26 protein-coding genes are annotated in these 21,392 nt (G+C 46.9%); 16 read left to right on the forward strand and 10 right to left on the reverse strand.

Going from position 1 to position 21,392, the window contains the following annotated elements:
- Positions 1–292 precede the first annotated feature (292 nt).
- The 8 genes from ACPLJI_RS07640 to phoU all read left to right on the forward strand — a co-directional run bounded on the left by ACPLJI_RS07640 (position 293) and on the right by phoU (position 6,328).
- A complete protein-coding gene (locus tag ACPLJI_RS07640) occupies positions 293–1,108 on the forward strand; it encodes a phosphate ABC transporter substrate-binding protein (protein WP_424731612.1) in 816 nt (271 codons plus the stop codon).
- 91 nt (positions 1,109–1,199) lie between these two features.
- Positions 1,200–2,027 (forward strand): phosphate ABC transporter substrate-binding protein, encoded by an 828-nt coding sequence (locus tag ACPLJI_RS07645; protein ID WP_424731611.1) that lies wholly within the window; start codon positions 1,200–1,202, stop codon positions 2,025–2,027.
- A gap of 10 nt (positions 2,028–2,037) precedes the next feature.
- Positions 2,038–2,913, forward strand: coding sequence for a phosphate ABC transporter permease subunit PstC (gene pstC, locus ACPLJI_RS07650; RefSeq protein WP_424731610.1), 876 nt, complete (start codon positions 2,038–2,040; stop codon positions 2,911–2,913).
- A 10-nt stretch (positions 2,914–2,923) separates the two neighbouring features.
- Positions 2,924–3,775: a phosphate ABC transporter permease PstA gene (gene pstA / locus ACPLJI_RS07655; protein ID WP_424731613.1), complete on the forward strand. Its 852-nt coding sequence runs from the start codon at positions 2,924–2,926 to the stop codon at positions 3,773–3,775.
- 8 nt (positions 3,776–3,783) lie between these two features.
- Complete coding sequence (gene pstB, locus ACPLJI_RS07660; RefSeq protein ID WP_424731609.1) at positions 3,784–4,536, forward strand: phosphate ABC transporter ATP-binding protein PstB; 753 nt, start codon at positions 3,784–3,786, stop codon at positions 4,534–4,536.
- 21 nt (positions 4,537–4,557) lie between these two features.
- Positions 4,558–5,205, forward strand: a complete 648-nt coding sequence (locus ACPLJI_RS07665; protein ID WP_424731608.1) for a phosphate signaling complex PhoU family protein — start codon at positions 4,558–4,560, stop codon at positions 5,203–5,205.
- A gap of 16 nt (positions 5,206–5,221) precedes the next feature.
- Positions 5,222–5,668 (forward strand): DUF2226 domain-containing protein, encoded by a 447-nt coding sequence (locus ACPLJI_RS07670; protein WP_424741220.1) that lies wholly within the window; start codon positions 5,222–5,224, stop codon positions 5,666–5,668.
- Entirely contained in the window at positions 5,669–6,328 is a 660-nt protein-coding gene (gene phoU / locus ACPLJI_RS07675) for a phosphate signaling complex protein PhoU (RefSeq protein WP_013295142.1), read from the forward strand.
- A gap of 454 nt (positions 6,329–6,782) precedes the next feature.
- Here phoU and ACPLJI_RS07680 read toward each other — a convergent pair whose 3' ends face one another.
- From ACPLJI_RS07680 to porC, 7 genes are read right to left on the reverse strand one after another with little or no spacing between them, the layout of a single operon-like run.
- Positions 6,783–7,628 (reverse strand): fumarate hydratase, encoded by an 846-nt coding sequence (locus ACPLJI_RS07680; RefSeq protein ID WP_424730318.1) that lies wholly within the window; start codon positions 7,626–7,628, stop codon positions 6,783–6,785.
- Between the two features lie 23 nt (positions 7,629–7,651).
- Complete coding sequence (locus tag ACPLJI_RS07685) at positions 7,652–8,083, reverse strand: 4Fe-4S dicluster domain-containing protein (protein WP_424730317.1); 432 nt, start codon at positions 8,081–8,083, stop codon at positions 7,652–7,654.
- Between the two features lie 10 nt (positions 8,084–8,093).
- Positions 8,094–8,582, reverse strand: a complete 489-nt coding sequence (locus tag ACPLJI_RS07690) for a 4Fe-4S dicluster domain-containing protein (RefSeq protein ID WP_424730316.1) — start codon at positions 8,580–8,582, stop codon at positions 8,094–8,096.
- A 12-nt stretch (positions 8,583–8,594) separates the two neighbouring features.
- Entirely contained in the window at positions 8,595–9,461 is an 867-nt protein-coding gene (porB, locus tag ACPLJI_RS07695; RefSeq protein WP_424730315.1) for a pyruvate synthase subunit PorB, read from the reverse strand.
- Entirely contained in the window at positions 9,458–10,609 is a 1,152-nt protein-coding gene (porA, locus tag ACPLJI_RS07700) for a pyruvate synthase subunit PorA (protein WP_424730314.1), read from the reverse strand. The genes porB and porA overlap by 4 nt, the downstream gene beginning before the upstream one ends.
- A 12-nt stretch (positions 10,610–10,621) precedes the next feature.
- Positions 10,622–10,867 carry a pyruvate synthase subunit PorD gene (porD, locus tag ACPLJI_RS07705; protein WP_147671161.1) on the reverse strand — a complete coding sequence of 82 codons (246 nt, stop codon included), beginning with the start codon at positions 10,865–10,867 and terminating at the stop codon, positions 10,622–10,624.
- Between the two features lie 5 nt (positions 10,868–10,872).
- The gene (gene porC, locus ACPLJI_RS07710; RefSeq protein ID WP_424730313.1) at positions 10,873–11,406 is read right to left on the reverse strand and encodes a pyruvate synthase subunit PorC; all 534 of its coding nucleotides are present in this window, start codon (positions 11,404–11,406) and stop codon (positions 10,873–10,875) included.
- Positions 11,407–11,492: 86 nt separating this feature from the next.
- Here porC and ACPLJI_RS07715 point away from each other — a divergent pair, with 86 nt between their 5' ends.
- The 8 genes from ACPLJI_RS07715 (at position 11,493) to ACPLJI_RS07750 (ending at position 17,351) form a co-directional block, all read left to right on the forward strand.
- Positions 11,493–13,079, forward strand: coding sequence for a dihydropteroate synthase-like protein (locus ACPLJI_RS07715; RefSeq protein WP_424730312.1), 1,587 nt, complete (start codon positions 11,493–11,495; stop codon positions 13,077–13,079).
- 44 nt (positions 13,080–13,123) lie between these two features.
- The gene (locus ACPLJI_RS07720; RefSeq protein WP_424730311.1) at positions 13,124–14,068 is read left to right on the forward strand and encodes a TIGR00269 family protein; all 945 of its coding nucleotides are present in this window, start codon (positions 13,124–13,126) and stop codon (positions 14,066–14,068) included.
- Entirely contained in the window at positions 14,037–14,243 is a 207-nt protein-coding gene (locus ACPLJI_RS07725; RefSeq protein WP_424741221.1) for a MoaD/ThiS family protein, read from the forward strand. Before ACPLJI_RS07720 ends, ACPLJI_RS07725 begins: the two co-directional genes overlap by 32 nt.
- Before the next feature lie 14 nt (positions 14,244–14,257).
- Positions 14,258–15,115 carry a damage-control phosphatase ARMT1 family protein gene (locus tag ACPLJI_RS07730; RefSeq protein ID WP_269879185.1) on the forward strand — a complete coding sequence of 286 codons (858 nt, stop codon included), beginning with the start codon at positions 14,258–14,260 and terminating at the stop codon, positions 15,113–15,115.
- Between the two features lie 75 nt (positions 15,116–15,190).
- Positions 15,191–15,631, forward strand: coding sequence for a thioredoxin family protein (locus tag ACPLJI_RS07735; protein ID WP_013295154.1), 441 nt, complete (start codon positions 15,191–15,193; stop codon positions 15,629–15,631).
- A 4-nt stretch (positions 15,632–15,635) separates the two neighbouring features.
- Positions 15,636–16,217 (forward strand): cytochrome c biogenesis CcdA family protein, encoded by a 582-nt coding sequence (locus ACPLJI_RS07740; protein WP_424730309.1) that lies wholly within the window; start codon positions 15,636–15,638, stop codon positions 16,215–16,217.
- A gap of 40 nt (positions 16,218–16,257) precedes the next feature.
- Positions 16,258–17,106, forward strand: coding sequence for a DUF1932 domain-containing protein (locus tag ACPLJI_RS07745; RefSeq protein WP_424730308.1), 849 nt, complete (start codon positions 16,258–16,260; stop codon positions 17,104–17,106).
- A 26-nt stretch (positions 17,107–17,132) separates the two neighbouring features.
- A complete protein-coding gene (locus tag ACPLJI_RS07750) occupies positions 17,133–17,351 on the forward strand; it encodes a hypothetical protein (RefSeq protein ID WP_013295157.1) in 219 nt (72 codons plus the stop codon).
- A gap of 97 nt (positions 17,352–17,448) precedes the next feature.
- Here the strand turns inward: ACPLJI_RS07750 and ACPLJI_RS07755 are convergent, their stop codons facing one another.
- The 3 genes from ACPLJI_RS07755 to mer all read right to left on the reverse strand — a co-directional run bounded on the left by ACPLJI_RS07755 (position 17,449) and on the right by mer (position 20,970).
- The gene (locus ACPLJI_RS07755) at positions 17,449–18,732 is read right to left on the reverse strand and encodes an adenylyltransferase/cytidyltransferase family protein (protein WP_424730307.1); all 1,284 of its coding nucleotides are present in this window, start codon (positions 18,730–18,732) and stop codon (positions 17,449–17,451) included.
- 20 nt (positions 18,733–18,752) lie between these two features.
- Entirely contained in the window at positions 18,753–19,820 is a 1,068-nt protein-coding gene (locus ACPLJI_RS07760) for an archaeosine biosynthesis radical SAM protein RaSEA (RefSeq protein WP_424730306.1), read from the reverse strand.
- A gap of 184 nt (positions 19,821–20,004) precedes the next feature.
- Positions 20,005–20,970: a 5,10-methylenetetrahydromethanopterin reductase gene (gene mer, locus ACPLJI_RS07765; RefSeq protein WP_147671149.1), complete on the reverse strand. Its 966-nt coding sequence runs from the start codon at positions 20,968–20,970 to the stop codon at positions 20,005–20,007.
- Positions 20,971–21,392 lie beyond the last annotated feature (422 nt).

The raw sequence follows: 21,392 nt of genomic DNA on the forward strand, positions 1-21,392 counted from the left end.
CTCCTGAGAATAACCCCTGGTAACAATCCGATTAGGCTCAACCCTCGTAATGGAAGTCCTCCACTTTGGATTTTTTACCTTCAGTATATCATTAATAATTCCTTCAGATATCATGTCCTTCCCTATCTGACTTTGAGTATTTAAATTTTAATGCATTTAGTGCACCTATATTCACTTAACGTGAATTAAATTCCCTGCCCTCTGAAATTTAGTTCACTAAATAGGTAATAAAGTACACTAAAATAGTAAATTTTAAATACTCCCACAACAAGGTAGAGTTTGAGGTGATGAAATGGACACCAAACTGATTATAGGAATAGTCGTAGCAATCGTAATTATTGCCGGCGCAGTCCTGGCACTTGGAGGAGGCGGACAGCAGGAAAAGATCGACATTGTTGGTTCAACTTCTGTTCAGCCAGTTGCCGAGAAACTTGCAGCTGAATACATGAAAAAGCACCCAAACGTTAAGATAAACGTCCAGGGTGGAGGATCCAGTGTGGGAATCAAGAGCGCCCAGGATGGTACCGCAGACATCGGAACAAGTTCAAAGGAACTTAAACCCGATGAGAAGAAAGGTCTGACAGAGTACCTCATAGGTAAGGATGGTATTGCAATAATTGTAAACAGCAAGAACACAGTATCAGACCTCTCAAATGACCAGGTGAAGGACATCTTCAGTGGAAAAATAACCAACTGGAAAGAGGTCGGAGGACCAGATGCAAAGATAACAGTTATAACACGTGAAGACGGATCTGGAACCCGAAAGGCCTTCGAAGAAATCGTGATGGGTAAGGAAACCAAGATAAAGAAGGACGCCATAGTTGAAAGTTCAACAGAGGCTGTTAAGCAGGCTGTTAAGCAGGATGCAAACGCCATAGGTTTCATATCACTTGCAAACCTCGACGAAACAGTGAAGGCCCTCAAGATCGATGGTGTGGCCCCATCTGAACAGACAGTTGCAGATGGATCATACAAGATACAGAGACCATTCCTCTTCCTTGTCAAGGGCAGTGCCCAGGGAGCAGTCAAGGACTTCATTGACTGGGTCCTCAGCCCAGAAGGACAGGCAATAGTCAAATCAGAAAAGGTGGTCCCAGCAAAGGCCTAGTGGTTTTAATTAAAACCACAATTTTTCTTTCTATCACCTTCAGTGAACTTTATTAATCAATAGGTGAAATCGATAACTGAAGGTGATGGAGATGGATGTAAAACCACGAAACATTCTCATAATAATCATCATCATAGCACTTGCATACTTCATGCTCAAACCGGGTTCAGATTATGAGAGAATTGAAATTGCAGGGTCAACCTCTGTTCAGCCAGTTGCCGAAAAACTCGCCGAGGAATACATGAAGGACCATCCGAATGTCAGGATAAACGTCCAGGGTGGGGGCTCTGGGATGGGTATAAGGACAGTCCAGCAGGGAGTTGTTGATATAGGAACAAGTTCAAAGGCCCTCAAACCCGATGAGAGGGATGGACTCAGGGAATATGTTATAGGAAAGGATGGTATAGTTATAGCTGTCAACCACCAGAACCCTGTCAGTGACCTCACAACAGAACAGCTGAGGGACATCTTCAGCGGCAAGATCCGTAACTGGAAGGAGGTTGGAGGCCCAGATGCAGAGATACATGTTATAGTACGTGAGGAGGGCTCAGGAACCAGAAGCTCATTCAAATCACTTGTAATGAAGGATGAAAAGATAAGATCAGACGCAATTGTCCAGGGGTCCACGGAATCCGTTAAACAGGCAATAAAGACTGACCCCTATGCGGTGGGTTTTGTCTCAATGGCCCATATGAGTTCAGATGTAAAAGCACTTGAGGTGAACGGAATAACCCCCTCTGAGACCACAATAGCTGATGGTTCCTATCCCCTTGTTGTTCCATTTGAATTCATAACCAGGGGGGAACCTGTGGGGATCGTGAAGGATTTCATTGACTGGGTCTTTTCACCGGAGGGACAGGCAATTGTCAGGAGTCAGAAGGTTGTCCCTGCAATAGCAAATGTCTCAGATGATACCTAGGAGGTAAAACATGATCAGCAGGACAAGGGAAAATTTCATTGAAAAAGGTCTTTTTATAACGGCGATCTTCTCCATAATCGCGATACTTCTCATAATAACCTTCATATTCCGGGAGGGGATCCCAATATTCCATGACTATGGCGTGATAAATTTCATATTTGGAATGGACTGGGCACCATCTGATGGTAAGTACGGTGTCTTCACGATGATAGTGGGGTCCCTCTGCATCACTCTCCTATCACTTGCAATAGCGGTTCCACTATCAATCCTATGCGCCATATTCATGGCGGAGGTGGCCCCTGAGATCATGCGCAAAATCCTGAAACCTGTGATAGAGACCCTTGCAGCAATACCCTCCGTGGTATACGGATTCTTTGGCCTCATAGTTCTGGTACCCTACGTGAGGGTCAACATAGGGGGTACAGGTTTTGGAATGCTCACAGCTGCACTCATACTCACGGTCATGATCATGCCCACAATCATAAGTGTATCAGAGGACGCCATAAGGTCAGTACCCCTCGAGTACAAGGAGGCATCCCTTGCACTGGGAGCAACCCACTGGCAGACCATACGCAGGGTCATTTTCCCCGCAGCAATTCCCGGTATAATAACATCCATCATACTGGGTATGGGCCGTGCCATAGGTGAGACCCTGGCCGTTATAATGGTTGCAGGAAACGTTACACAGATACCATCATCCATCCTGGACCCTGTAAGGGCCCTCACATCCAACATAGCACTTGAAATGGGATATGCAACGGGACTTCACTACAGCGCCCTTTTTGGAACAGCCATCATACTCTTCGTGCTGATAATGATCCTGCTGGTTGTTGCAAACTACTTCCATTACAAGAAAAAGATCGTTATAGGTGGAGGATACCTCTAGGAGGCTCAAAATGTCTTTCAGGATAATATCACCAAAAACCAGTCAGAAGATCATGACAGGAGTGCTGTGGGCATCAGGTCTTGTAACAATACTCATCCTGATTGTTATAATAGGATACATAATACTCAAGGGCCTTCCTGCACTGACCCCTGAATTCCTGCTATCTGAACCCATTGACTCGGGAAGGGCAGGTGGAATAGCCCCGATGATCGTATCAAGCATATACGTTACCCTCATAGCAGGAATAATCGCAACTCCACTTGGTGTCGGGGCGGCTGTTTACATGACCGAATACGCCACAGAGGAAAGGATGGTGAAGCTCATAAAGTTCGGTGCAGAGACACTGGCCTCCATACCATCAATAGTATTCGGTCTCTTTGGCCTGGCATTCTTCGTGGTTTTTCTAGGTCTTGGATGGTCAATTCTTTCAGGGGGCCTTGTACTGGCACTCATGGCCCTTCCAACAATCTTCCAGGTTTCCCAGGTATCCATTGAGACCGTCCCACAGTCATACAGGGAGGGAAGCCTGGCACTGGGTGCCACAAAATGGGAGACAATCTACCGTGTCGTTGTACCTGCAGCACTGCCGGGTATAACCACAGGGGTTATACTTGGAATGGCAAGGGCGATATCAGAGGCGGCAGCAGTCATGTTTGTTGTCGGATCGGCGCTTGCAATGCCCATCTCCATATTTGACCCTGGAAGACCCCTACCACTCCACCTATATATAATAGCCACGGAGGGGCTTTCACTCAAAAATGCATATGGAACCGCAGCCGTCCTTGTAATAATCGTGCTCCTCATCACGGTTCTCACCAACACTCTTGTTGATAGATACAGAAGGAAGATGATGGGAAGATAGGTGATATTATGCACAGAATTGAAGTTGAAGACCTCAACGTTTACTTTGACGAGGCACACATCCTAAAGGATGTGAACCTGAAGATTCCAAAAAACACCGTCACAGCCTTGATAGGACCCTCAGGTTGTGGGAAGTCCACATTCATCAGGACACTCAACAGGATGAACGACGTCATCCCCGGATTCAGACATGAGGGACATGTATACCTTGATGGCGTGGACATCTATGACCCCCAGATGGATGTTGTGGAGCTCAGAAAGAAGGTTGGCATGGTCTTTCAGAAGCCCAACCCATTCCCAAAGTCAATATTTGAGAACGTGGCCTATGGACTCAGGGTTCATGGCTACGATGACAGGGACTTCATAGAGGAAAGGGTGGAGGAGAGCCTCAGGGCAGCGGCACTCTGGGATGAAGTTAAGGATAAGCTTGATAAGTCTGCCCTTGGCCTCTCAGGGGGTCAGCAGCAGAGACTCTGCATTGCAAGGACCATAGCAATAGAGCCAGAGGTCATACTGATGGATGAACCATGCTCAGCACTTGACCCAATATCCACCACCAAGATAGAGGACCTCATTCACAAGCTGAAGAGGGATTACACCATAATCATAGTCACACATAACATGCAGCAGGCAACAAGGGTCTCAAAGTACACGGCGTTCTTCCTGCACGGTGAAATAGTGGAGAGCGGCCTTACTGAGGAGATATTCATAGAACCCCGGGATAAGAGGACCGAAGATTACATTACAGGCAGGTTTGGATGAAAAGCTTGAGTGGTGAAGTAATTGATTGGTGTTATCCTTGAAAACAAACTTTCAAAGGTGCTGAATGAGGCTGTTGAATATGGTAATGTGACATCTGAGAGGGTGAGGAAATCTGTATCCAGTTATATTAAAAAGGATGTTGAAACCGCTGAAAGAATAATAGAGGAAACATCAGGTGTTAATGAGGAGAGCTACAGAATAGAGGATGCTTGTCTCAAAATCATAGGACTCCACCAGCCTGTCGCAAAGGACCTCAGGCTCGCCTCCGCCATACTCAGAACAGCAATTGAACTTGAAAGGATAAACATACTCTCCGCATACATTGCAAGATACGCCATTGACAGCACCGACACCGTCATACCACCCCACATGGAGTTCATGTCACAGACCATCCAGGACATGATAAATGATGCCCTCGGAGCCCTCATGAACAGGGACATACAGCTACTCAAGAGGTCCACCAGGAATTATCTCCAGCTGCAGGAATTCTATAACCAGCTCCATGATTCTCAGGCGGATTTAATGGAGTCAGGTAACATGGTTCTGGTTGCAAGGAACCTTCTCAGTATGGGGCACCATGTTATGGGAATGGATGACAGGATAGCATACCTCATAGTGGGTAAGAGGGTTATACACCACAAGGTATTCTACAGCGTGCTCATGAAATAGTTTGGGGGGGGATTTAATGTGGCTGCCATTTGATAACCCTAAAAAAATGGATTACAGAGCCCTCAAGAGCTCATCAATCCCTGATTTTTCATATATCAGGATTCTAAGCGGTGAAAGTGAGGCCATAGTCTTCATAATGAAGGGGATGATAGTGGGGGCCTGGCACCTCAACCTCAACACACTTGAGGAGTCACACAGCCACAAGGCAATGGAGAAAATAGAAATAAGTGATGATTCAATCATTGAGGTTTATGAGGCTGATGGGGACCTCTTCAGCACACTCATTGAACTCAACGATGAATCAAAACTTTCAATACCCCTTGAGGCAGATATAATAATCAATGAGATGTTCATGGATGTCTCCTCAAGGGATGAGCTCCTTGAAAGGTACAGGATAAGGGTTCCAAGTGATGATTCAATTGAAAGACTTATCAATGACTATAAATCCAAGGAGGACTTTTAGATGGAGAAGAAATATCCGCGGATACTCTTCCGCAAAAAGCTTAAGGACCTCAGAAAGGACATGGAGGAAGTTTCCCAGAAAACCCTGAAGACGCATAAGATTGCAGTCGACCTCCTGATGGAATACGATGATGATAAGAAGGAGAAGGTCATCAAAAACAGTAAGATAATTGATGAAATGGTTTTCCACCTTGAAAGAAAATCAATAAGTTTAATAGCATCTGAACAGCCAGTTGCACGTGATCTCAGATTCATAGAGGCATGTATCAAGGTCGGAAGCCACCTTAAGAGGATAGGTTACCTCGCAGCAAATATCGCAGAGGCAGCTGAGAAACTTAAGGATGAGGAGATACCCCGAAAACCTCTGGAGGACCTCAAACACATGTCTGACTTTGTCCAGATGATGCTATCCAAGGGAATCTATGCATTTCTGGACCAGAACATGGACATGGCAAGGGAACTTCGGCACGACGATGATAAGGTGGATGACCTCTTTGACCAGACACTGGAGCATGTAACAGCGAGCATGTTTGAGGATAAGGAGGCAATATCCTACCTTGTTAACCTTCTGTTCATAGCAAGATTCCTTGAGAGGGTTGGTGACAGGGCTGTTAGCATTGCAGATAGAACAATTTTCATGATAACCTGTGAAAAGCCATGATCACATCCAGACGGTTATTCCATTCATAATCTTCTCTTTGTTTCTAGCACTGGCACTTTTTCTATTTTCATGACAGCCAGCCCATTTTATCTTTTCAATTTTCTCTACATAGGCTCTATGGTGTCTGCTGGAATTTATATTATGGGCGCAGAGTTTCAGCACGGCAGGTCCGGTCCCAGCCGGGCGCGGAACCTGCATGCTGCTCTACCCTGGAATTTTAAGAGCTGAAAACATGCGGGTACTACGGGAATTGACCTTACGCTTGCAGCTGGTGACAGCAGGGCCTTCTTAGGGCATCATCTACTTTCAGTTCTGAGGGTTAAGTTGATGAAAAGAAATGCAAAGATCGCATGAAATGCCTTGCAGAATGTCAATGGAGATGGTGGAAGGAGAGCCAATGGAACAGATTCTGCATGAAGTGTCGATCTGCCAGTAAAAGGCCCTTCATCTGTGATCAATCGTCCCTGATGGTGGCTGTGGCTCTCCTCGCGGCCCAGCACTGTATGCAGACACCCACCGGCAGCCCGGCGGTGTGTGTATGGGCGGTCCTTATCTTAACATCGAGTGCCGTTGTTTTACCACCCATACCCATTGGGCCACAGCCTGCTTCATTTACCGAGTCAAGTATGCTCTCTTCAAGGGATGCGAGTTCTTTTACAGGGTTTCTCTCCCCCACCCTTCCAAGCAGGGCCTTCTTTGCAAGTTTCATTGCAAGGTCTGATGAGCCGCCGATTCCCACGCCCACAATCACAGGCGGGCAGGGTTTTCCACCGGCTCTGAGTACTGTATTAACAACGAAGTCCCTGACACCTTCAACACCATCACCTGGAAGCCCCATGAGCAGCGAATTGTTGTTCTCTGACCCGAAACCCTTGGGGAATACCGTTATTTCAAGTCCATCAAGGTCCTCTGCAATTTCAACATCCACCTGCGGAATCAGATTCCCGGTGTTTGTACCTGTATTCTCCCTTGTGAGGGGGTCAACAACGTTTGGTCTTAGGGGAACCTCCTTTGTGGCCCTCTCAACCCCTGCAGCTATACCCCCATAGAGGTTTTCAACCTCAACATTCCCCATCCTAACGAACACTATGGGGAGCCCTGTATCCTGACATACAGGAACCTCCATCTTTCTTGCAAGTTCAATGTTGTCAAGGATGGCCTTTAGGTTCAGGAGGGCGATCTCGTCCTCCTCGTTGAGGTAGGCCTTTTTAAGTGCAAGGGTGACATCATCGGGGATTCTGATAACTGCCTCTCTGAACAGACGGCACACTGTCTCCTCAACCATCTCCTGCCTGATCATTGAATCACCAAAAAATAGTTTGGTCAGTATCTCATCAGATTTTTGAGACGTTTGAGTTCCCCTGTTATCCTATCCCTCTTGGCCGCCATCATATCCTCTGAACTCTCACTGAGGGCCTTCTTGGGGCATACCATGACACAGAGGGGTTTCTCCCGATCAATACAGAGGTCACATTTCACTGCAACACCCCTCTCATTGATGGTTATGGCACCAATGGGGCACGCGTCCCGGCAGAGACCGCATCCAATGCATTTGTCCTCAAGGATGACAACGGCACCATCCACCTCAACTATGGCATCCTCAGGGCAGATGTTGAGGCACGGGGCCCTTTCAGGCGCGCAGTGCATGCAGAATATTGGGACACCATCAATGACCCTTATGGCGTTTTTTGGGCATATCCTCTCACATTTCATGCACTCATCGCACAGTTCCGGGTTTGAAACCAGTTCTCTCATGAAATTCCACCTATTCAAGCTTCTGCCGGGCCTTCCTCTTTGCTGTCAGTATGCTGAGGATGTCAGTCCCTTCCTGGCCCTTGCCTATACCTGACATTCTGGATACGAACTTCCTCTGCCTTTCAAGTTTCAGTTTTTCGGTGTCCACGACGCTCAGAGCCCTCCTCGAGCAGGCCTTAACACATGCCGGTGTGTCAAGGTCAGGGCACTGGCCGCATTTCTGCGCCTTCCGATCCTCCATGACAACGGCGCCGAAGGGGCATACAAGCATGCAAAGTCCGCAGCCGATGCACCTTTCAGGGTCAACCTCGTCCTGAATGGCGTCTGTGGGGCACACTGTCCTGCAGGGGGCGTCCTCGCACTGCTGGCATATTATGGGGTAATGGAGGCCTTCAAGTTCCCTTATCATTATCCTTGAAGCACCGTAGAGTTTCTTGCAGGCCTCCTCACAGTCCCCGCAGCCGTCACAGAGTTCAGGTTGAATGATGATCTTCTGCAATTCAATCCCCCGTTATATTCTGAGCTCCTGGCACACGCTGTCAACGTATTCCTGAATCTTTGCCTTATGTTCCTCTGTGAGGTGTCTGAACCTTTTCTGGGCGTTCAGGTACTCTTCAACGGGTTTCCTCTGGACTGGCCTGTAGGTTACGCGGAAATCACCATCCTCTATCTCGTAGAGTATCCAGGAACCGGTTTCAACGGCAAGTCTTCCAAGTTCCACCGTCTTTGAGGGATCGAAGCCCCACCCTGTTGTGCATGGCTGGTGTAGATGTATGTAGGAGGGGCCCTCTGTGTCCCTTGCCTTTCTCACCTTCTCCATGAAGTCCTCGGGGTATGATATTGATGCTGTTGCAACATAGGGGACACCATGAGCCGCCATTATGAGTGGCATGTTTTTCTTTGGCCTGTCCTCCCCGAAGCTCTCCTTTCCATGTGGTGATGTGGTGGTGGATGCACCGTAGGGTGTTGAGGCACTTCTCTGTATACCTGTGTTCATGTAGGCCTCGTTGTCATAGCAGATGTATATTATATTGTGACCCCTCTCCATTGCACCTGATAGGGACTGAAGTCCGATATCCGCTGTCCCACCATCACCTGCGAATGCCACAACGTTAACGTCATCCCTGCCTTTGGCCCGGAGGGCCCTCTCAACGCCTGATGCAACCGCGGCAGCGTTTTCAAATGCAACGTGAATCCATGGTATCTCCCAGGCTGTTTCAGGGTAGGGGGTTGTTATAACCTCAAGGCATCCTGTTGATGAGACCGCAACGGTGTTCTTACCGAGAACCTTGAGAGCAAGTCTGACCCCCACTGTTGCACCGCATCCTGCACATCCGCGGTGTCCAGGGGCCAGGAATTCTTCTTCAGGTATTTTCATTGTGTTTCCTCCTTAAGTCCGATCCAGCTGACAGTTCTTTCAGGGTTTTCTGTCCTTTTAACAATTTCCATGATATGTTCAGGTGCTATTTCCCTTCCACCGAGACCCACAATGAACCCGTAAACCTCCTTGTCAGGTAGCAGGGCCTTTAACTCGGTGTAGAGAGCACCACCAACACTGAAGGTTATATTTTTATCCAGAACAGCAATCTTATGGACATTACTGACCGCCCTTTTGATCTCCTCAGCAGGGAATGGCCTGTGAACCCTCACCTTCAGGAGCCCCACGGCTTTGCCTTCCTGCCTCATATCATCAATAACCTCTCTGAGTGTGCTGCAGACTGAGCCCATGGCCACAAGGATTATTTCGGCATCCTCGCAGCGGTACTCCTCAACGAATCCGTATTCTCGCCCGAAAATTTCGCTGAACTCCTGACAGGCCTCTGCAATAACCTTCCTTGACCTCTGCATTGCCATTTCGACCTCGTAGCGGGCCTCCATGTAATAGTCTGGATCTGTGAATGTACCGAGTGACATTGGCTCGTCAGGGTCGAGAACTGCCTGTGGCTGGAATTCTGGCAGGAATGTGTCAACATCATCCTGTGATGGGATGTCCACGGGCTCCACTGTGTGTGTCAGTATGAAACCGTCAAGGCAGACCATGCTTGGAAGGAGAACGTCCCTATCCTCTGAAACCCTGTAGGAGAGTAGAACTGAGTCAAGGGCTTCCTGCCCGCTTTCTGCGTATATCTGCATCCATCCAGAGTCTCTTTCGGCTATTGAATCCTGGTGGTCATTCCATATGCTGAGTGGGGCTGATAGGGCACGGTTGGCATTTGCCATTACAATGGGGTTCCTGAGTCCGGCTGCAGCATATACTATCTCATGCATGAGTGCAAGACCCTGGGATGATGTTGCTGTGAAAACCCTCACACCTGCACCTGATGCACCCACGCATGCGCTCATGGCACTGTGCTCTGACTCAACCCTTATGTATTCGGCATTGAGTTCACCATCAGCCACATATTTTGCAAGATACTCTGATATTGAGGTCTGTGGTGTTATCGGGTAAACAGGGATGACCTTTGGTTTCGCAAGTTTTACTGCTTCTGCGACGGCCTGATTTGCGGATATAACCTTAAGAACCATTTAGAGTCTCTCCTATTTTTCTCTCTCCATCTTAATTGCCTTAACAGGGCATTCCTCTGCGCATATCCCGCATCCCTTACAGTAATCGTAGTCAATCTCATGCTCCTTATCTATGCAGCCTTCGGGACAGAAAAGGATGCAGTTATCACAGTCTATACATTTATCCTTATCAAGGAATGGTTTGAATGTCCTCCAGCTCCCCGTCTTGTTTTTACGGGTGCTTCCTGGTTCTCTGACGGTTGCTCCAAGTGATTCCATTATATTCACCCTGACTGTTTCATTTTTTCATAGGCTATCCTTGCAGCCTCTGCGTTTTTATCCCCAATTTTTCCGGGGAATGTCTCTTTGATAATCTTTATGAGTGAATCTATGCTTACGAGACCTGTTACACCTGCAAATGCCCCGAGCATTATGGTGTTAACGATTGGTCTTCCAAGGTTCTCGAGGGCTATGCCTGTTGCGTCAATGGTGTGGACCTCGGCGTTCTCTGAACTGAAGGTACTCGCGGTATTGAGTACAACCACACCATCCTCCTTCAGGCCTGAAAACACGTCAACCACATCAATGAGTCCCTCATCGAGAACAATAACATAATCGGGATTGTAAACCTGATACCTTCTCCTGATGGGTTCATCATCAATTCTTGTGAAAGCCATAACTGGAGCGCCTCTACGCTCAACACCGAAGAATGGAAAGGCCTGTGAGTATTTACCGTCTTCAAAGGCAGCTTTAGCTAGAATCTCTGCCGCTGTAACAGCGCCCTGGCCACCGCGTCCATGAAAGCGAATTTCGATCATAGTCTACCTCCATTTCTCATTGTTAATCATTATAAATTTTTAGTATATATACATGTTGGTCAATTAAAATTAATAGGGGTAATGAAATGAGAGTCCTTATAATCACAGGAAAACTTGCATCAGGGACTGTGAGGGAGGCAGTGTCAGCTTCAAGCCATGAGGTTCATGTTCACGTGGTTAACACTCCCATAGCGGCATTTTTAACACCACGCAGGATAATATCTGAAATCCAGAAGATTAAGTTTTCGGATGGGGCACCCGACATGATAATCATACCTGGCCTCATACCCAAGGACGTGAATGTGGTAGGGGAAGAAACAGGCATACCTGCCTATAAGGGACCCACAGACGCTGCTGACCTCCCCATAGTTCTTGATATGCTTGATGAACTTGAACTCTCCACAATGAAACCAGCCGACAGGCTCATTGAGGAGGAGCAGATGCGTAGGGCCCTTCAGTTCATAGAGGACTTTGAGAATGATACCAGAAGTAGAGAGGCGCTGCTGGAGAGGGATGAAAACATACTCATAGGTAACCTTCCAACGGGCAGGGACTTCCCAATGAGGGTCCTTGCAGAGGTTGCCAATGCTCCCATCCTCCTGAAAGAAGGTAAACTCAGGGAAAGGATTGAATACTTTATGAGAAGTGGCGCAGACATGATTGACCTGGGGATGCTGGCTGGCGAGGACAACTCAGAGCTGCTCCCTGAAATAATCGAAACTGCACGCTCAGCTGCCCCTAACGTACCCCTCAGCGTGGATAGTCTCAACCCCACTGAAATTGAGTCTGCAGTAGATTGCGGTGTCGACATGATCCTGAGCCTGGATCTTGGAAACTACAGGGAAGTTCTACAGTCACTCAGAAAAAAAGGTGTACCTGCAGTGATCCTTCCAACAGACTACAGTGAGGGATGGGTTCCTGAAACGGTTGAGGAGAGGGTTGAGGCCCTGGAGAAACTCAAAAGAAAATGCAGGGGTATAGATGTCATAGCTGACCCTGTGCTTGATCCGGTGAACAGCAGGAGCATAGTCGAATCTGTGATGGCATGCAGAATGTACGCCGCGAGAAACCCCGACCCTCTGTTCTTTGGTGTTGGAAACGTAACTGAACTCATCGACGCTGACTCCACAGGTGTGAATGCACTTCTCGCCGGTTTTGGAATGGAACTTGGTGTGGGTATACTCTTCACTCCAGAGGAGAGCGGAAAAGCACTTGGAAGTGTTTATGAACTCTCAGTGGCATCAAAGATGATGTTCCTGGCTAAACACAGGGGTTCTGTACCCAAGGACCTTGGAATAAACCTTGTACTATTCAAGGATAAGAGAAAGCCCGGCGGCATAGTTGAGGAAATCAGCGTACCCACCATTGAGGCTGAGGGGGGCATGAAGTTTGTAAGAGATAGGTGCGGCAGCTTCAAGATCATGGTTGATGATGGCAGGATAAAGGCCGTACTCTATGATAGAACAGAGCCGGTAATTGCCTTCACATCAGATAGCGCCAAAAGGTTATATGAGGAGATTATAAATAGAAAACTTGTAAGCAGACTTGAACATGCAGCCTACCTTGGAGCAGAATTACAGAAGGCAGAGATAGCCCTGAGAACAGGTAAAGGCTATGTTCAGGATTTTGAACTCTTTGAGAGGGCGGCGCTATTTGAAAATGGTCAGCGTTAATTAAATGAGTTATAACTTATTTTTACACATAAGGGAGAGTTTAGATGCAGTGCACCAGATGTGGATCAGAAAGGGTCATAATAAACAGAAAATACTCTGGACAGATGCTCTGCGGTGAATGCTTCATAGAGACCACCAGAAAGAAGGTGATGAAGGATATAAGGAAGTATGGTCTTATAGAAAGGGGCGACAGGGTCCTTGTGGGGCTTTCAGGCGGAAAGGACAGTGTCATGGTCACCGACATCCTCGATGAACTCAGGAACAGAAACATAATAGAACTTGAGGCTGTAACCATCGATGAGGGAATATCAGGTTACAGGGAGGATGGAATCAGGGCTGCAGGGAGGTTCTGTGCCGATAGGGGCATACCCCACAGGGTTGTAAAGTTGAAGGATTATGCAGGTATAACACTGGATGAGATCATGAAAAACCCCTCAAGGGGGGCATGCACATACTGTGGAGTTTTCAGACGCTGGATACTTAACAGGGAGGCCAGGAAGAGTGGGGCAACAAAGATAGCAACCGGCCACAACCTGGACGACGAGTGCCAGGCAATAGTCATGAATTATCTTGAGGGGAACCTTGAAAACCTCACAAGGATAGGTCCCGTGACATCAACCGCAGGCGGAAGGTTCATACCAAAGATCAAACCCCTCAGGGAGATACCTGAAAGGGAGGTTGGACTGTACGTCCTTGCAAGGGGCCTTGATGTCCACCTTGCAGGCTGCCCCTACGCATCGGGCTCATTCCGAAGGGAAATAGGTGACTTCCTGAAGCAGATATCTGTGAAACGTCCCACTATAATGTACTCCACCCTCAGGGGCTTTGATAAAATAAAGGAGAGCCTTATAAAGGATATGCATGGTGGCAGGAAATCAGGGACGTGTTTAATCTGCGGTGAGCCCTCATCAGGCAGGTTATGTAAGGCATGCACATTTATAAACGAATTAGGGGTGAATGAAGGTGAAGTTCACAGTGATTACAGATGATGGGAAAAGAGTAATGGAATCTGAAGAAACAAAGAAGATTAAGGAAATCCTCCAAGAACTCCAGATCCCACTGGAGACCGCCGTTGTTAAAAGGAACAGCGAGATAGTGATAGAGGAAGAGGAAATATCTGATGGGGATATTATTGAGATAATACGTGTGATCTATGGGGGTTAGGCGAGGGTTTGGAGATGAAGGTATACTATGAATGCGCGCCATGCTTCCTGCGGCAGGCAAGGGAGGCCCTTGACCTTGCAACAGATGACGAGGACCTCAAACTCCAGGTGATGGTGAAGGTAGTTGAACTCCTTAATGAAAGATTCAGGAAGGGCCAGGTATCAAATGAACTCGGAACAGCAATTCACAGACTCATAAAGGATATGACAGGTTCTGAGGACCCCTACCACATGGAGAAGAGGCGGTGCAATGAGATCGCATCCAGATTCCTGCCGCTTGTTGAGGAGTACCTCCAGAAACACGGCGACCTGGAAAGCCATGTTAAGGTTGCAATAACAGGAAACATAATAGACTTCGGCGCCCTTGGACTTGACTTCAACCATGATCAGGGGATTGAGGATTCACTGAAGGCCCCGCTCAGAATAAATCATGTGCCCTTACTTGAGAAAAAACTTGAGGATGCCTCAGAGGTCCTTTATCTCCTGGATAATACCGGTGAGATACTCTTTGACAGGCCCCTCATTGAAAAGATTGGGGAGTATGGGGCTGATGTGAAGGTTGCAGTTAAGGGCAAGCCCATCCTCAACGACGCATGCATGGAGGATGCCATTGAAGCGGGCCTCCATGAGGTGGCTGAGATCGTAACAACAGGCACGGACTCCGTTGGAATGGTCCAAAGTGACGTATCAGAGGACTTCCGGAGGATCTTTGAGGGGGCCGGGGTTGTGATAGCCAAGGGTATGGGTAACTATGAGGGCCTTACAGAGATAGATACCCAAGGAAAAGTTTTCTGTCTTCTAAATGCGAAGTGTCATGCAATTGCAAGGGACCTTGGTGTTGATAAGGGTGATAACGTGGCTGTGAAACTCTGATCTTTATGTTTAGGCGGTACGATGCCGTAAGTGGATGTAATTAACTCTTACATTTGATAAGATGCTGGTGGTAGGATGGATGTGATTAGGAAATGGGTCATTTCTGGTGTTCTGCTGGGGCTGATGGTGGTGCTTCTGATCTACTCAACCCAGCCGCATAACACCCCACAGAAAAATGAGGCCCAGAACAGGGAGTTCCGGTGGTATAAAAGTCCTCAGGAAGCCATAGATGAGGCTTCAAAGCAGAATAAGAGGGTAATTCTTATATTCTCTGCATCATGGTGTCCATCCTGCAGTAAACTTGAAGAGGAAACCCTGCAGAACCAGGATGTTCTAGGAAAAATTTCAGAGAACTACATTGCAGCAAAGATTGATGTGGACTCCGATCCATCGGCTGCATCAAGTTATGGAGTCTATGTTGTTCCAACCACAATCATACTGGATTCCTCAGGAGGCGAGATAGGAAGAAGGGAGGGATACATGTCCCCTGAGGAGTTCATCTCATATCTGGGGTAAGGTCATGCATGAATATATCCTATCATTTGCTGCAGGGATATTTTCAGCCCTATCCCCATGCATAATCCCTGTAGTACCAGTACTGTTCTCTGAGGCAGTTATGGGGGATAAAAAACAGATTTCACTTTTTTCAGCCGGTTTTGCCACAGTATTTCTCTCTGTGATACTGTTAACAGCCGTATTCACAGCAGCCGTAAACCATTACCTCCTCTATCTGCGCATACCCGCATCCATTGTGATAATACTCATGGGCGTCTGGCTTCTATCTGAGAAACCCCTCTTTTCATTCAGGGTTCCATCCACCGAAAATCACCTTCTTCTTGGTTTCCTCACAGCCCTTGCCTGGTCACCATGCTACAGCCCATACCTGGTAACGGTTATAGCATACTCTGCCCTGGAAACAGGAAGGTTTATTCTTAACATGCTTCTATACACTGCAGGTTTATCAGCAGTACTTATCGCCTTGGTTTTAATGGCAGAGCAGCCATTTAAAAGATTCATGGAAAGGACAGGGGATCTGAGAAAATTTGGAGGTTCAATGATAATAGCTGCAGGCATCTACATGCTTTACCAGCTGATTGGATAAAAAATGCGCAGTTACAGTATAGGAATCTCAGGTGATAATCATGAGGGTAGGATTCATAGGTTTCGGAGAGGTGGCGTATACCCTCGCCTCTAGGCTCAGGGAGGAGGGTGTTGATGTTGTAACCTCCCTTGAGGGCAGGAGCACAAGGACTGTGAAACTTGCAGGGGAAGCGGGTGTGGGTGATGTACCCCCGGAAGAGGTCTATTCTGCAGATATTGTCATATCGGCTGTCACCCCTGCGGTGGCCGTTGAGGCGGCAAAGGAGGCAGGAGAACATGTAAGGGGGGTTTTCGTTGATATGAACAACATCGCACCCGGGACGGTAAGGAAAGCCAGCTCATTCATAAAAAATGGCAGATTCGCTGACGCCGCCATAATGGGGAGTGTCCGGAGGAAGGGAGCAGGCGTGCTTATAATAGCTGCGGGTGAAGGCGCGGAGGATTTCATGAAACTTAACAGGTATGGATTGAACATTGAAGTCCGTGGCCAGAGGCCCGGTGATGCGTCGGCAATCAAGATGCTGAGGAGCAGCTACACGAAGGGTGTTTCAGCGCTTATCTGGGAGACACTCCTTTCAGCACACATAATGGGCCTTGAAGAGGATGTCATTGAGGTGCTTGAGTACACTGAGGGTGCTGATTTCAGGCAATCCATGATTTCGAGGTTGAGGAGTTCCATAATCCATGCAGGAAGGAGATATGAGGAGATGAAGGAGGTTCAGAGCATGCTCGAGGAGGTTATTGAACCTGCGATGCCATCATGTACCATGAGGGTATTTGAAAGGCTCAATGAAATTGATGTCCCATCTGATGCTGATTACAGGAACCTCCTTAGACTGGCGGCAGGGAAATATCAGCCACCACGTGACGATGCAGATATAAACAGGTAGAAATATAATATCCAAATGGTGGGGAAATGAACTCAGACCTTGAAAGCGAATGTGCCGCAAACCTCATGGAACTTGTCGGGAAAAGGGTTGTTGATGTGGAATTCAGTACCTATGATGATAAATGCTGGAGAATCTACATAACCACGGATTCAGGGATAATAGTGATGACATTCTGCAGGGACTGGAAATGCCCTGTTGTTGAGAGGAGAGATAAAGTTAAAGATATCCCAGGATTGGAAGGTTAATTGATTTTCACAGCGATTACGCACTGAATCGATATGTATCTGTGGAAGGTTAATTGATTTTCACAGCGATTACGCACTGAATCGATATCCGTGAAGGTTAATTGATTTTCACAAGGGCTCTGAATCCCTTCTTCCTTTTTCTTATCGTCGCATGGAACGGTATTATATGTGAGTCTATTACGAGTCTAAGATAGGTTGCCATCTGGGCTGAAAGGTGAAGTGGACTTTTTATCTTGATACCGTTCCTTATCTGGCAGGATAGAATATCGTTCTGGTCAACGTAGATGTGGGCATCCATTCCGTCCCTTATGCTCCTGACCTCATGCTTTCTCAGACTCAGCCCTGCCTCAAAGGATGAGGGGGCATTCACTTCAGGCCTGCCCCTGAGGAACATTTCATTTGCCCTTACTGAACTCATACCCTCAATGACCTTCTCTGAGACAAACCAGGCCCTATCAATCAGTTTACCCACCCGCTGATCCGGTGGAATCCACCCCTTCCTGGTGTAGTGTTCAATGAGGTCCCTTACCTCCTCCCTCCTTACATTCATCTCTATTGAACTCATGGCAAGTCTCGTCAACACGGGACCATAGCCGGCCTTTCGGAAGGCGGCCCATATCTGGCCTTCCCTGTAATATTTCCTGTTTCTCACGATGGAGTTGATGGCGTCTGCATTGAGGTAGGCTATTTTCATCAGTTCCCCTCGGGACAGGTTATTCATTCTTTCCATTATGGCAGCAAGGTTTCTCCTGCCGGGTACATTGCCCTTTTCTATTTCCCTTTCAAGAATTCTAATGGTTGATTCTGGCAGAACCCTCTGGACACTGGGGGTTATCTCCATATTGTTATCAATTATTTCCTGCCGTATCTCCCTTCCGGAAATTTTTGAGCCATCAACGGTAAGTTCCGGGATTATATGGAACTTCATTTTCCGTCTGTACTTGCTGTAGAGGAATTCATTAACCGCAAACCACCGTATTACGTTCCTGTTTGGGAGTTCACGGGGTATACCACTGAACACACCCCTTGATGCAAATTCCCTCGCCTTTTTGATTATGAGGTCAGGTGAGACATTTGCAGCATCAACATAGTCAACCACACCATCCTCTATCATCATGGCTATCCTTATTGGTACCGTATATGCAAGGGTCAGGCGGTAGTGGAGTCCCTCAATAGGAACAACTCTGTCAGCCCCTGCTTCAAGGGCCATTTCCTTCCTTGCTTCGTAGGGAACAAAAAATGGGGCGTGGTTTGCACTGAAATCCCTGTTCAGGTAAATTACAACCTCATCACCGGTTTCATCCGCTATTTCCCGGCCCTTATCTATGAGTCGCACATGGCCTAGGTGCACGGGATCAAAATCAGCGCTTATGCCAATCATTGCTCATCAGTCCATGATTTTTAGCTGTATTCACTGTATTTTATATCTGTGGATGCTGTGGTCTCTGAAAACTTCAACTCAGCCAGCCAGCGTGATCTGCATTCGCATTCATAGGGGGGTACCAGAGTCTGATCCAGGTTTGCTCTTATTATGAACTTCTTAAGGTCCCTGTTGCATTTTTTGCAGTTGTAGGGCCCTCTGGATGTCCCGAAACCGGATGTATCCATTATGGCAGGTACTGAAACCTTTTCTCTTGTCCTGTTGATTATTTCAATGAGACTCCATATCCATGGGGGTCTGTAGGAGCCATTTCTCCAGAGATCCTCCATAAGGGTCCCCCTGTGCACTGTTGATGGGCAGAAAGATAGGCGGTCAACACCGACCTTTTCAGCATAAATGGCGGTGGAAACGGCTTCCTCCACAGCCCTTTTTTCTGAGACCAGAATCGGTTTTACGAGGATGTATGCCTTTGATCTGACGTTAAAATCTCTTTTAAGGTCACTGATGGTGTTAACTGCCATTTCAAAGTCACTGTTACTGAAACCCTTGTTTATCTTAATCATCCTTGTCTTTTCATTGCAGGTTTCAAGGCCAATGCTTATCTCAACTATCTTATCACCTGCAAGTTCACAGCATCTTCGAACAGCTTCCTGGTTTATGTACTCGGGTCTGGATTCGAATATTATTTCCTCAACATTTTCCATGGCACCGAGACGGCTGATTATGTGTTCCATTGCCTCCAGGGGGAACTCTTCAGGATTCAGGAAACTTCCTGAGGTGAATATCTTAACGGCTGTTTTTTCCTCAAATTCGTAACTGGATATGATGTTATCGAATATTTCGATGATCTCACTTGCCTCCACAGGTTCCAGAAATGAGTCAGAGATGTAGCTGCACATTGTACAGCCACCGGTTTCTGATAGGGCCCATGAGCAGCCAATGGTGGGAAGTATCATAAAAAGGGCCCTTCCCTTCCCTGAGTATAATAGATCTTCCTGGATCCAGCTTGCTGAGAGTTCATCTGGACTTTTAGGTTTTATTTTTTTCAGGGCCTTTTTTCTTGTCCTGGATGCTAATTTACTGATCATTTTAATCCTGAAATAGTGGTTTATGTGTGGTTTTGCTGACTGTTTATCTTAAATTAGTGACTGAATAGTGGTTATATTGATGGATTGGCAGACTTTTTATTTAAATTTAATTCAGATCAGTAAAAATAGCATGGAATTAAGGCAGAGAATAATTTAAAATTAGTAAAATAAAAGGTTTCTGGGATTAGAAGCTTGCTATAACTTCTCCCAGGAGTTTTATTGATTTTTCTTTGTCTGGACCTATTGGTGATCCTGCAACGTACTGGGTTACGCCCATTTCACCGAGGGCTTCAATTTTTGGTATGAATTCGTCAGGTGTACCTACAACTGAGAATGCTTCCATGAGTGCGTCGTCAACTGCACCTATTGCTCCACCAAAGTCTCCTTTACCGAGTAGTTCACCGAATTTTTTACCTGTGTCTGCTGGCAGGCCGTGTCTTTCAAATACTGGTGGTGGTGATCCTGCTGCAATGAATGCAACAACTATTTTTGCTGCGTTGGCAGCTGCAGCTGCATCTTCATCGATTGAGCAGCATGTGTATGCTGCAACGTCAATATCTGCGAGGCTTTTACCTGCGGCTTCAGCACCTTCCTTTATGAGTGGCACTGCTGCTTCGAAGTCTTTGGGGTTTGATGCGTTTATGAGTGCACCGTCAGATATTTCACCTGCTGTTTTAAGCATCATTGGGCCCTGAGCACCCATGTATATGGGTATCTTTTCCTGCACGGCCTTCACACCCATTAACTGGGCACCGCTTTCTGTTTTTTCACCGGCGAGGAGGGTTCTCATCATTGCAATTGCATCTCTTATTGTTGAGACGGGTTTAACCCATTCGATTCCAAGGGCATCGAAGGTAGCTTTGTCACCGGGGCCAATACCGAGGGTTGCTCTTCCGTTTGAGAGCTCGTCAAGTGTAGCTATGGCTGAGGCTGTTATTGCAGGGCTTCTCACGTAGGGGTTTGTTACACCTGGGCCGAGTTTTATTGTTTCTGTTCCCTCTGCAATCAGGGCAAGGGTCTCGTATACATTCTTGTTGTTGTAGTGGTCTGTGATCCAGGCGTATTCGAAGCCCACGTCTTCAGCCAGTTTCACCAGCTTCACTATCTTTTCTATTGGCTCATTTGGAACAAATTCGATACCAAACTTCATAATTTATCACCATTTAAAACTTTATCCGTCCTATAAAAATAATTTGTTATTTAATGATAATCGAAAGTTTTAAATAAGGATGCTGTGCTACAATGGGAATCTTTCAATCTGAATATTTATTCAGGAAGTTTTTTCTGACCTTTAAATGCCGCAATATCTGTTTATGAGGCATTCTTTACAGTTCTCTTAATCAGACCCTGCCACCCCCATAATGGAATGCCGTGTCCATCAACAGCAGGTCACCGCAATCTTTATATAATACAATACGTATATTTTAATCCACCCGGTACATTGCATCATCTGTCATGAAATGACAGACCCACCTTTGCAATTTTTTCGATTTTGTTTGTGTTTGGTGGGGGGCTGTGTAGTGGGTGTGCCATGGTTTGTCCAGTGGCGCGGGTTCATGAGCTTAACCGTGA

Origin of the sequence: Methanothermobacter sp. (assembly GCF_049720995.1) — an archaeon.
Lineage (GTDB): Archaea > Methanobacteriota > Methanobacteria > Methanobacteriales > Methanothermobacteraceae > Methanothermobacter.

Bases quoted from the DNA above. Each gene is read 5' to 3' on its own strand.
- ACPLJI_RS07645 (WP_424731611.1), top strand. From the start codon at position 1,200: ATGGATGTAAAACCACGAAACATTCTCATAATAATCATCATCATAGCA.
- ACPLJI_RS07725 (WP_424741221.1), top strand. From the start codon at position 14,037: ATGAAGGTGAAGTTCACAGTGATTACAGATGATGGGAAAAGAGTAATG.
- ACPLJI_RS07755 (WP_424730307.1), bottom strand. From the start codon at position 18,732: ATGATTGGCATAAGCGCTGATTTTGATCCCGTGCACCTAGGCCATGTG.
- ACPLJI_RS07685 (WP_424730317.1), bottom strand. From the start codon at position 8,083: ATGAGAGAACTGGTTTCAAACCCGGAACTGTGCGATGAGTGCATGAAA.
- ACPLJI_RS07760 (WP_424730306.1), bottom strand. From the start codon at position 19,820: ATGATCAGTAAATTAGCATCCAGGACAAGAAAAAAGGCCCTGAAAAAA.
- ACPLJI_RS07745 (WP_424730308.1), top strand. From the start codon at position 16,258: ATGAGGGTAGGATTCATAGGTTTCGGAGAGGTGGCGTATACCCTCGCC.
- porA (WP_424730314.1), bottom strand. From the start codon at position 10,609: ATGGTTCTTAAGGTTATATCCGCAAATCAGGCCGTCGCAGAAGCAGTA.
- phoU (WP_013295142.1), top strand. From the start codon at position 5,669: ATGGAGAAGAAATATCCGCGGATACTCTTCCGCAAAAAGCTTAAGGAC.
- porD (WP_147671161.1), bottom strand. From the start codon at position 10,867: ATGGAATCACTTGGAGCAACCGTCAGAGAACCAGGAAGCACCCGTAAA.
- pstA (WP_424731613.1), top strand. From the start codon at position 2,924: ATGTCTTTCAGGATAATATCACCAAAAACCAGTCAGAAGATCATGACA.
- ACPLJI_RS07670 (WP_424741220.1), top strand. From the start codon at position 5,222: ATGTGGCTGCCATTTGATAACCCTAAAAAAATGGATTACAGAGCCCTC.
- ACPLJI_RS07720 (WP_424730311.1), top strand. From the start codon at position 13,124: ATGCAGTGCACCAGATGTGGATCAGAAAGGGTCATAATAAACAGAAAA.
- pstC (WP_424731610.1), top strand. From the start codon at position 2,038: ATGATCAGCAGGACAAGGGAAAATTTCATTGAAAAAGGTCTTTTTATA.
- porB (WP_424730315.1), bottom strand. From the start codon at position 9,461: ATGAAAATACCTGAAGAAGAATTCCTGGCCCCTGGACACCGCGGATGT.
- ACPLJI_RS07715 (WP_424730312.1), top strand. From the start codon at position 11,493: ATGAGAGTCCTTATAATCACAGGAAAACTTGCATCAGGGACTGTGAGG.
- ACPLJI_RS07740 (WP_424730309.1), top strand. From the start codon at position 15,636: ATGCATGAATATATCCTATCATTTGCTGCAGGGATATTTTCAGCCCTA.
- ACPLJI_RS07735 (WP_013295154.1), top strand. From the start codon at position 15,191: ATGGATGTGATTAGGAAATGGGTCATTTCTGGTGTTCTGCTGGGGCTG.
- pstB (WP_424731609.1), top strand. From the start codon at position 3,784: ATGCACAGAATTGAAGTTGAAGACCTCAACGTTTACTTTGACGAGGCA.
- ACPLJI_RS07680 (WP_424730318.1), bottom strand. From the start codon at position 7,628: ATGATCAGGCAGGAGATGGTTGAGGAGACAGTGTGCCGTCTGTTCAGA.
- ACPLJI_RS07750 (WP_013295157.1), top strand. From the start codon at position 17,133: ATGAACTCAGACCTTGAAAGCGAATGTGCCGCAAACCTCATGGAACTT.
- mer (WP_147671149.1), bottom strand. From the start codon at position 20,970: ATGAAGTTTGGTATCGAATTTGTTCCAAATGAGCCAATAGAAAAGATA.
- ACPLJI_RS07730 (WP_269879185.1), top strand. From the start codon at position 14,258: ATGAAGGTATACTATGAATGCGCGCCATGCTTCCTGCGGCAGGCAAGG.
- ACPLJI_RS07640 (WP_424731612.1), top strand. From the start codon at position 293: ATGGACACCAAACTGATTATAGGAATAGTCGTAGCAATCGTAATTATT.
- porC (WP_424730313.1), bottom strand. From the start codon at position 11,406: ATGATCGAAATTCGCTTTCATGGACGCGGTGGCCAGGGCGCTGTTACA.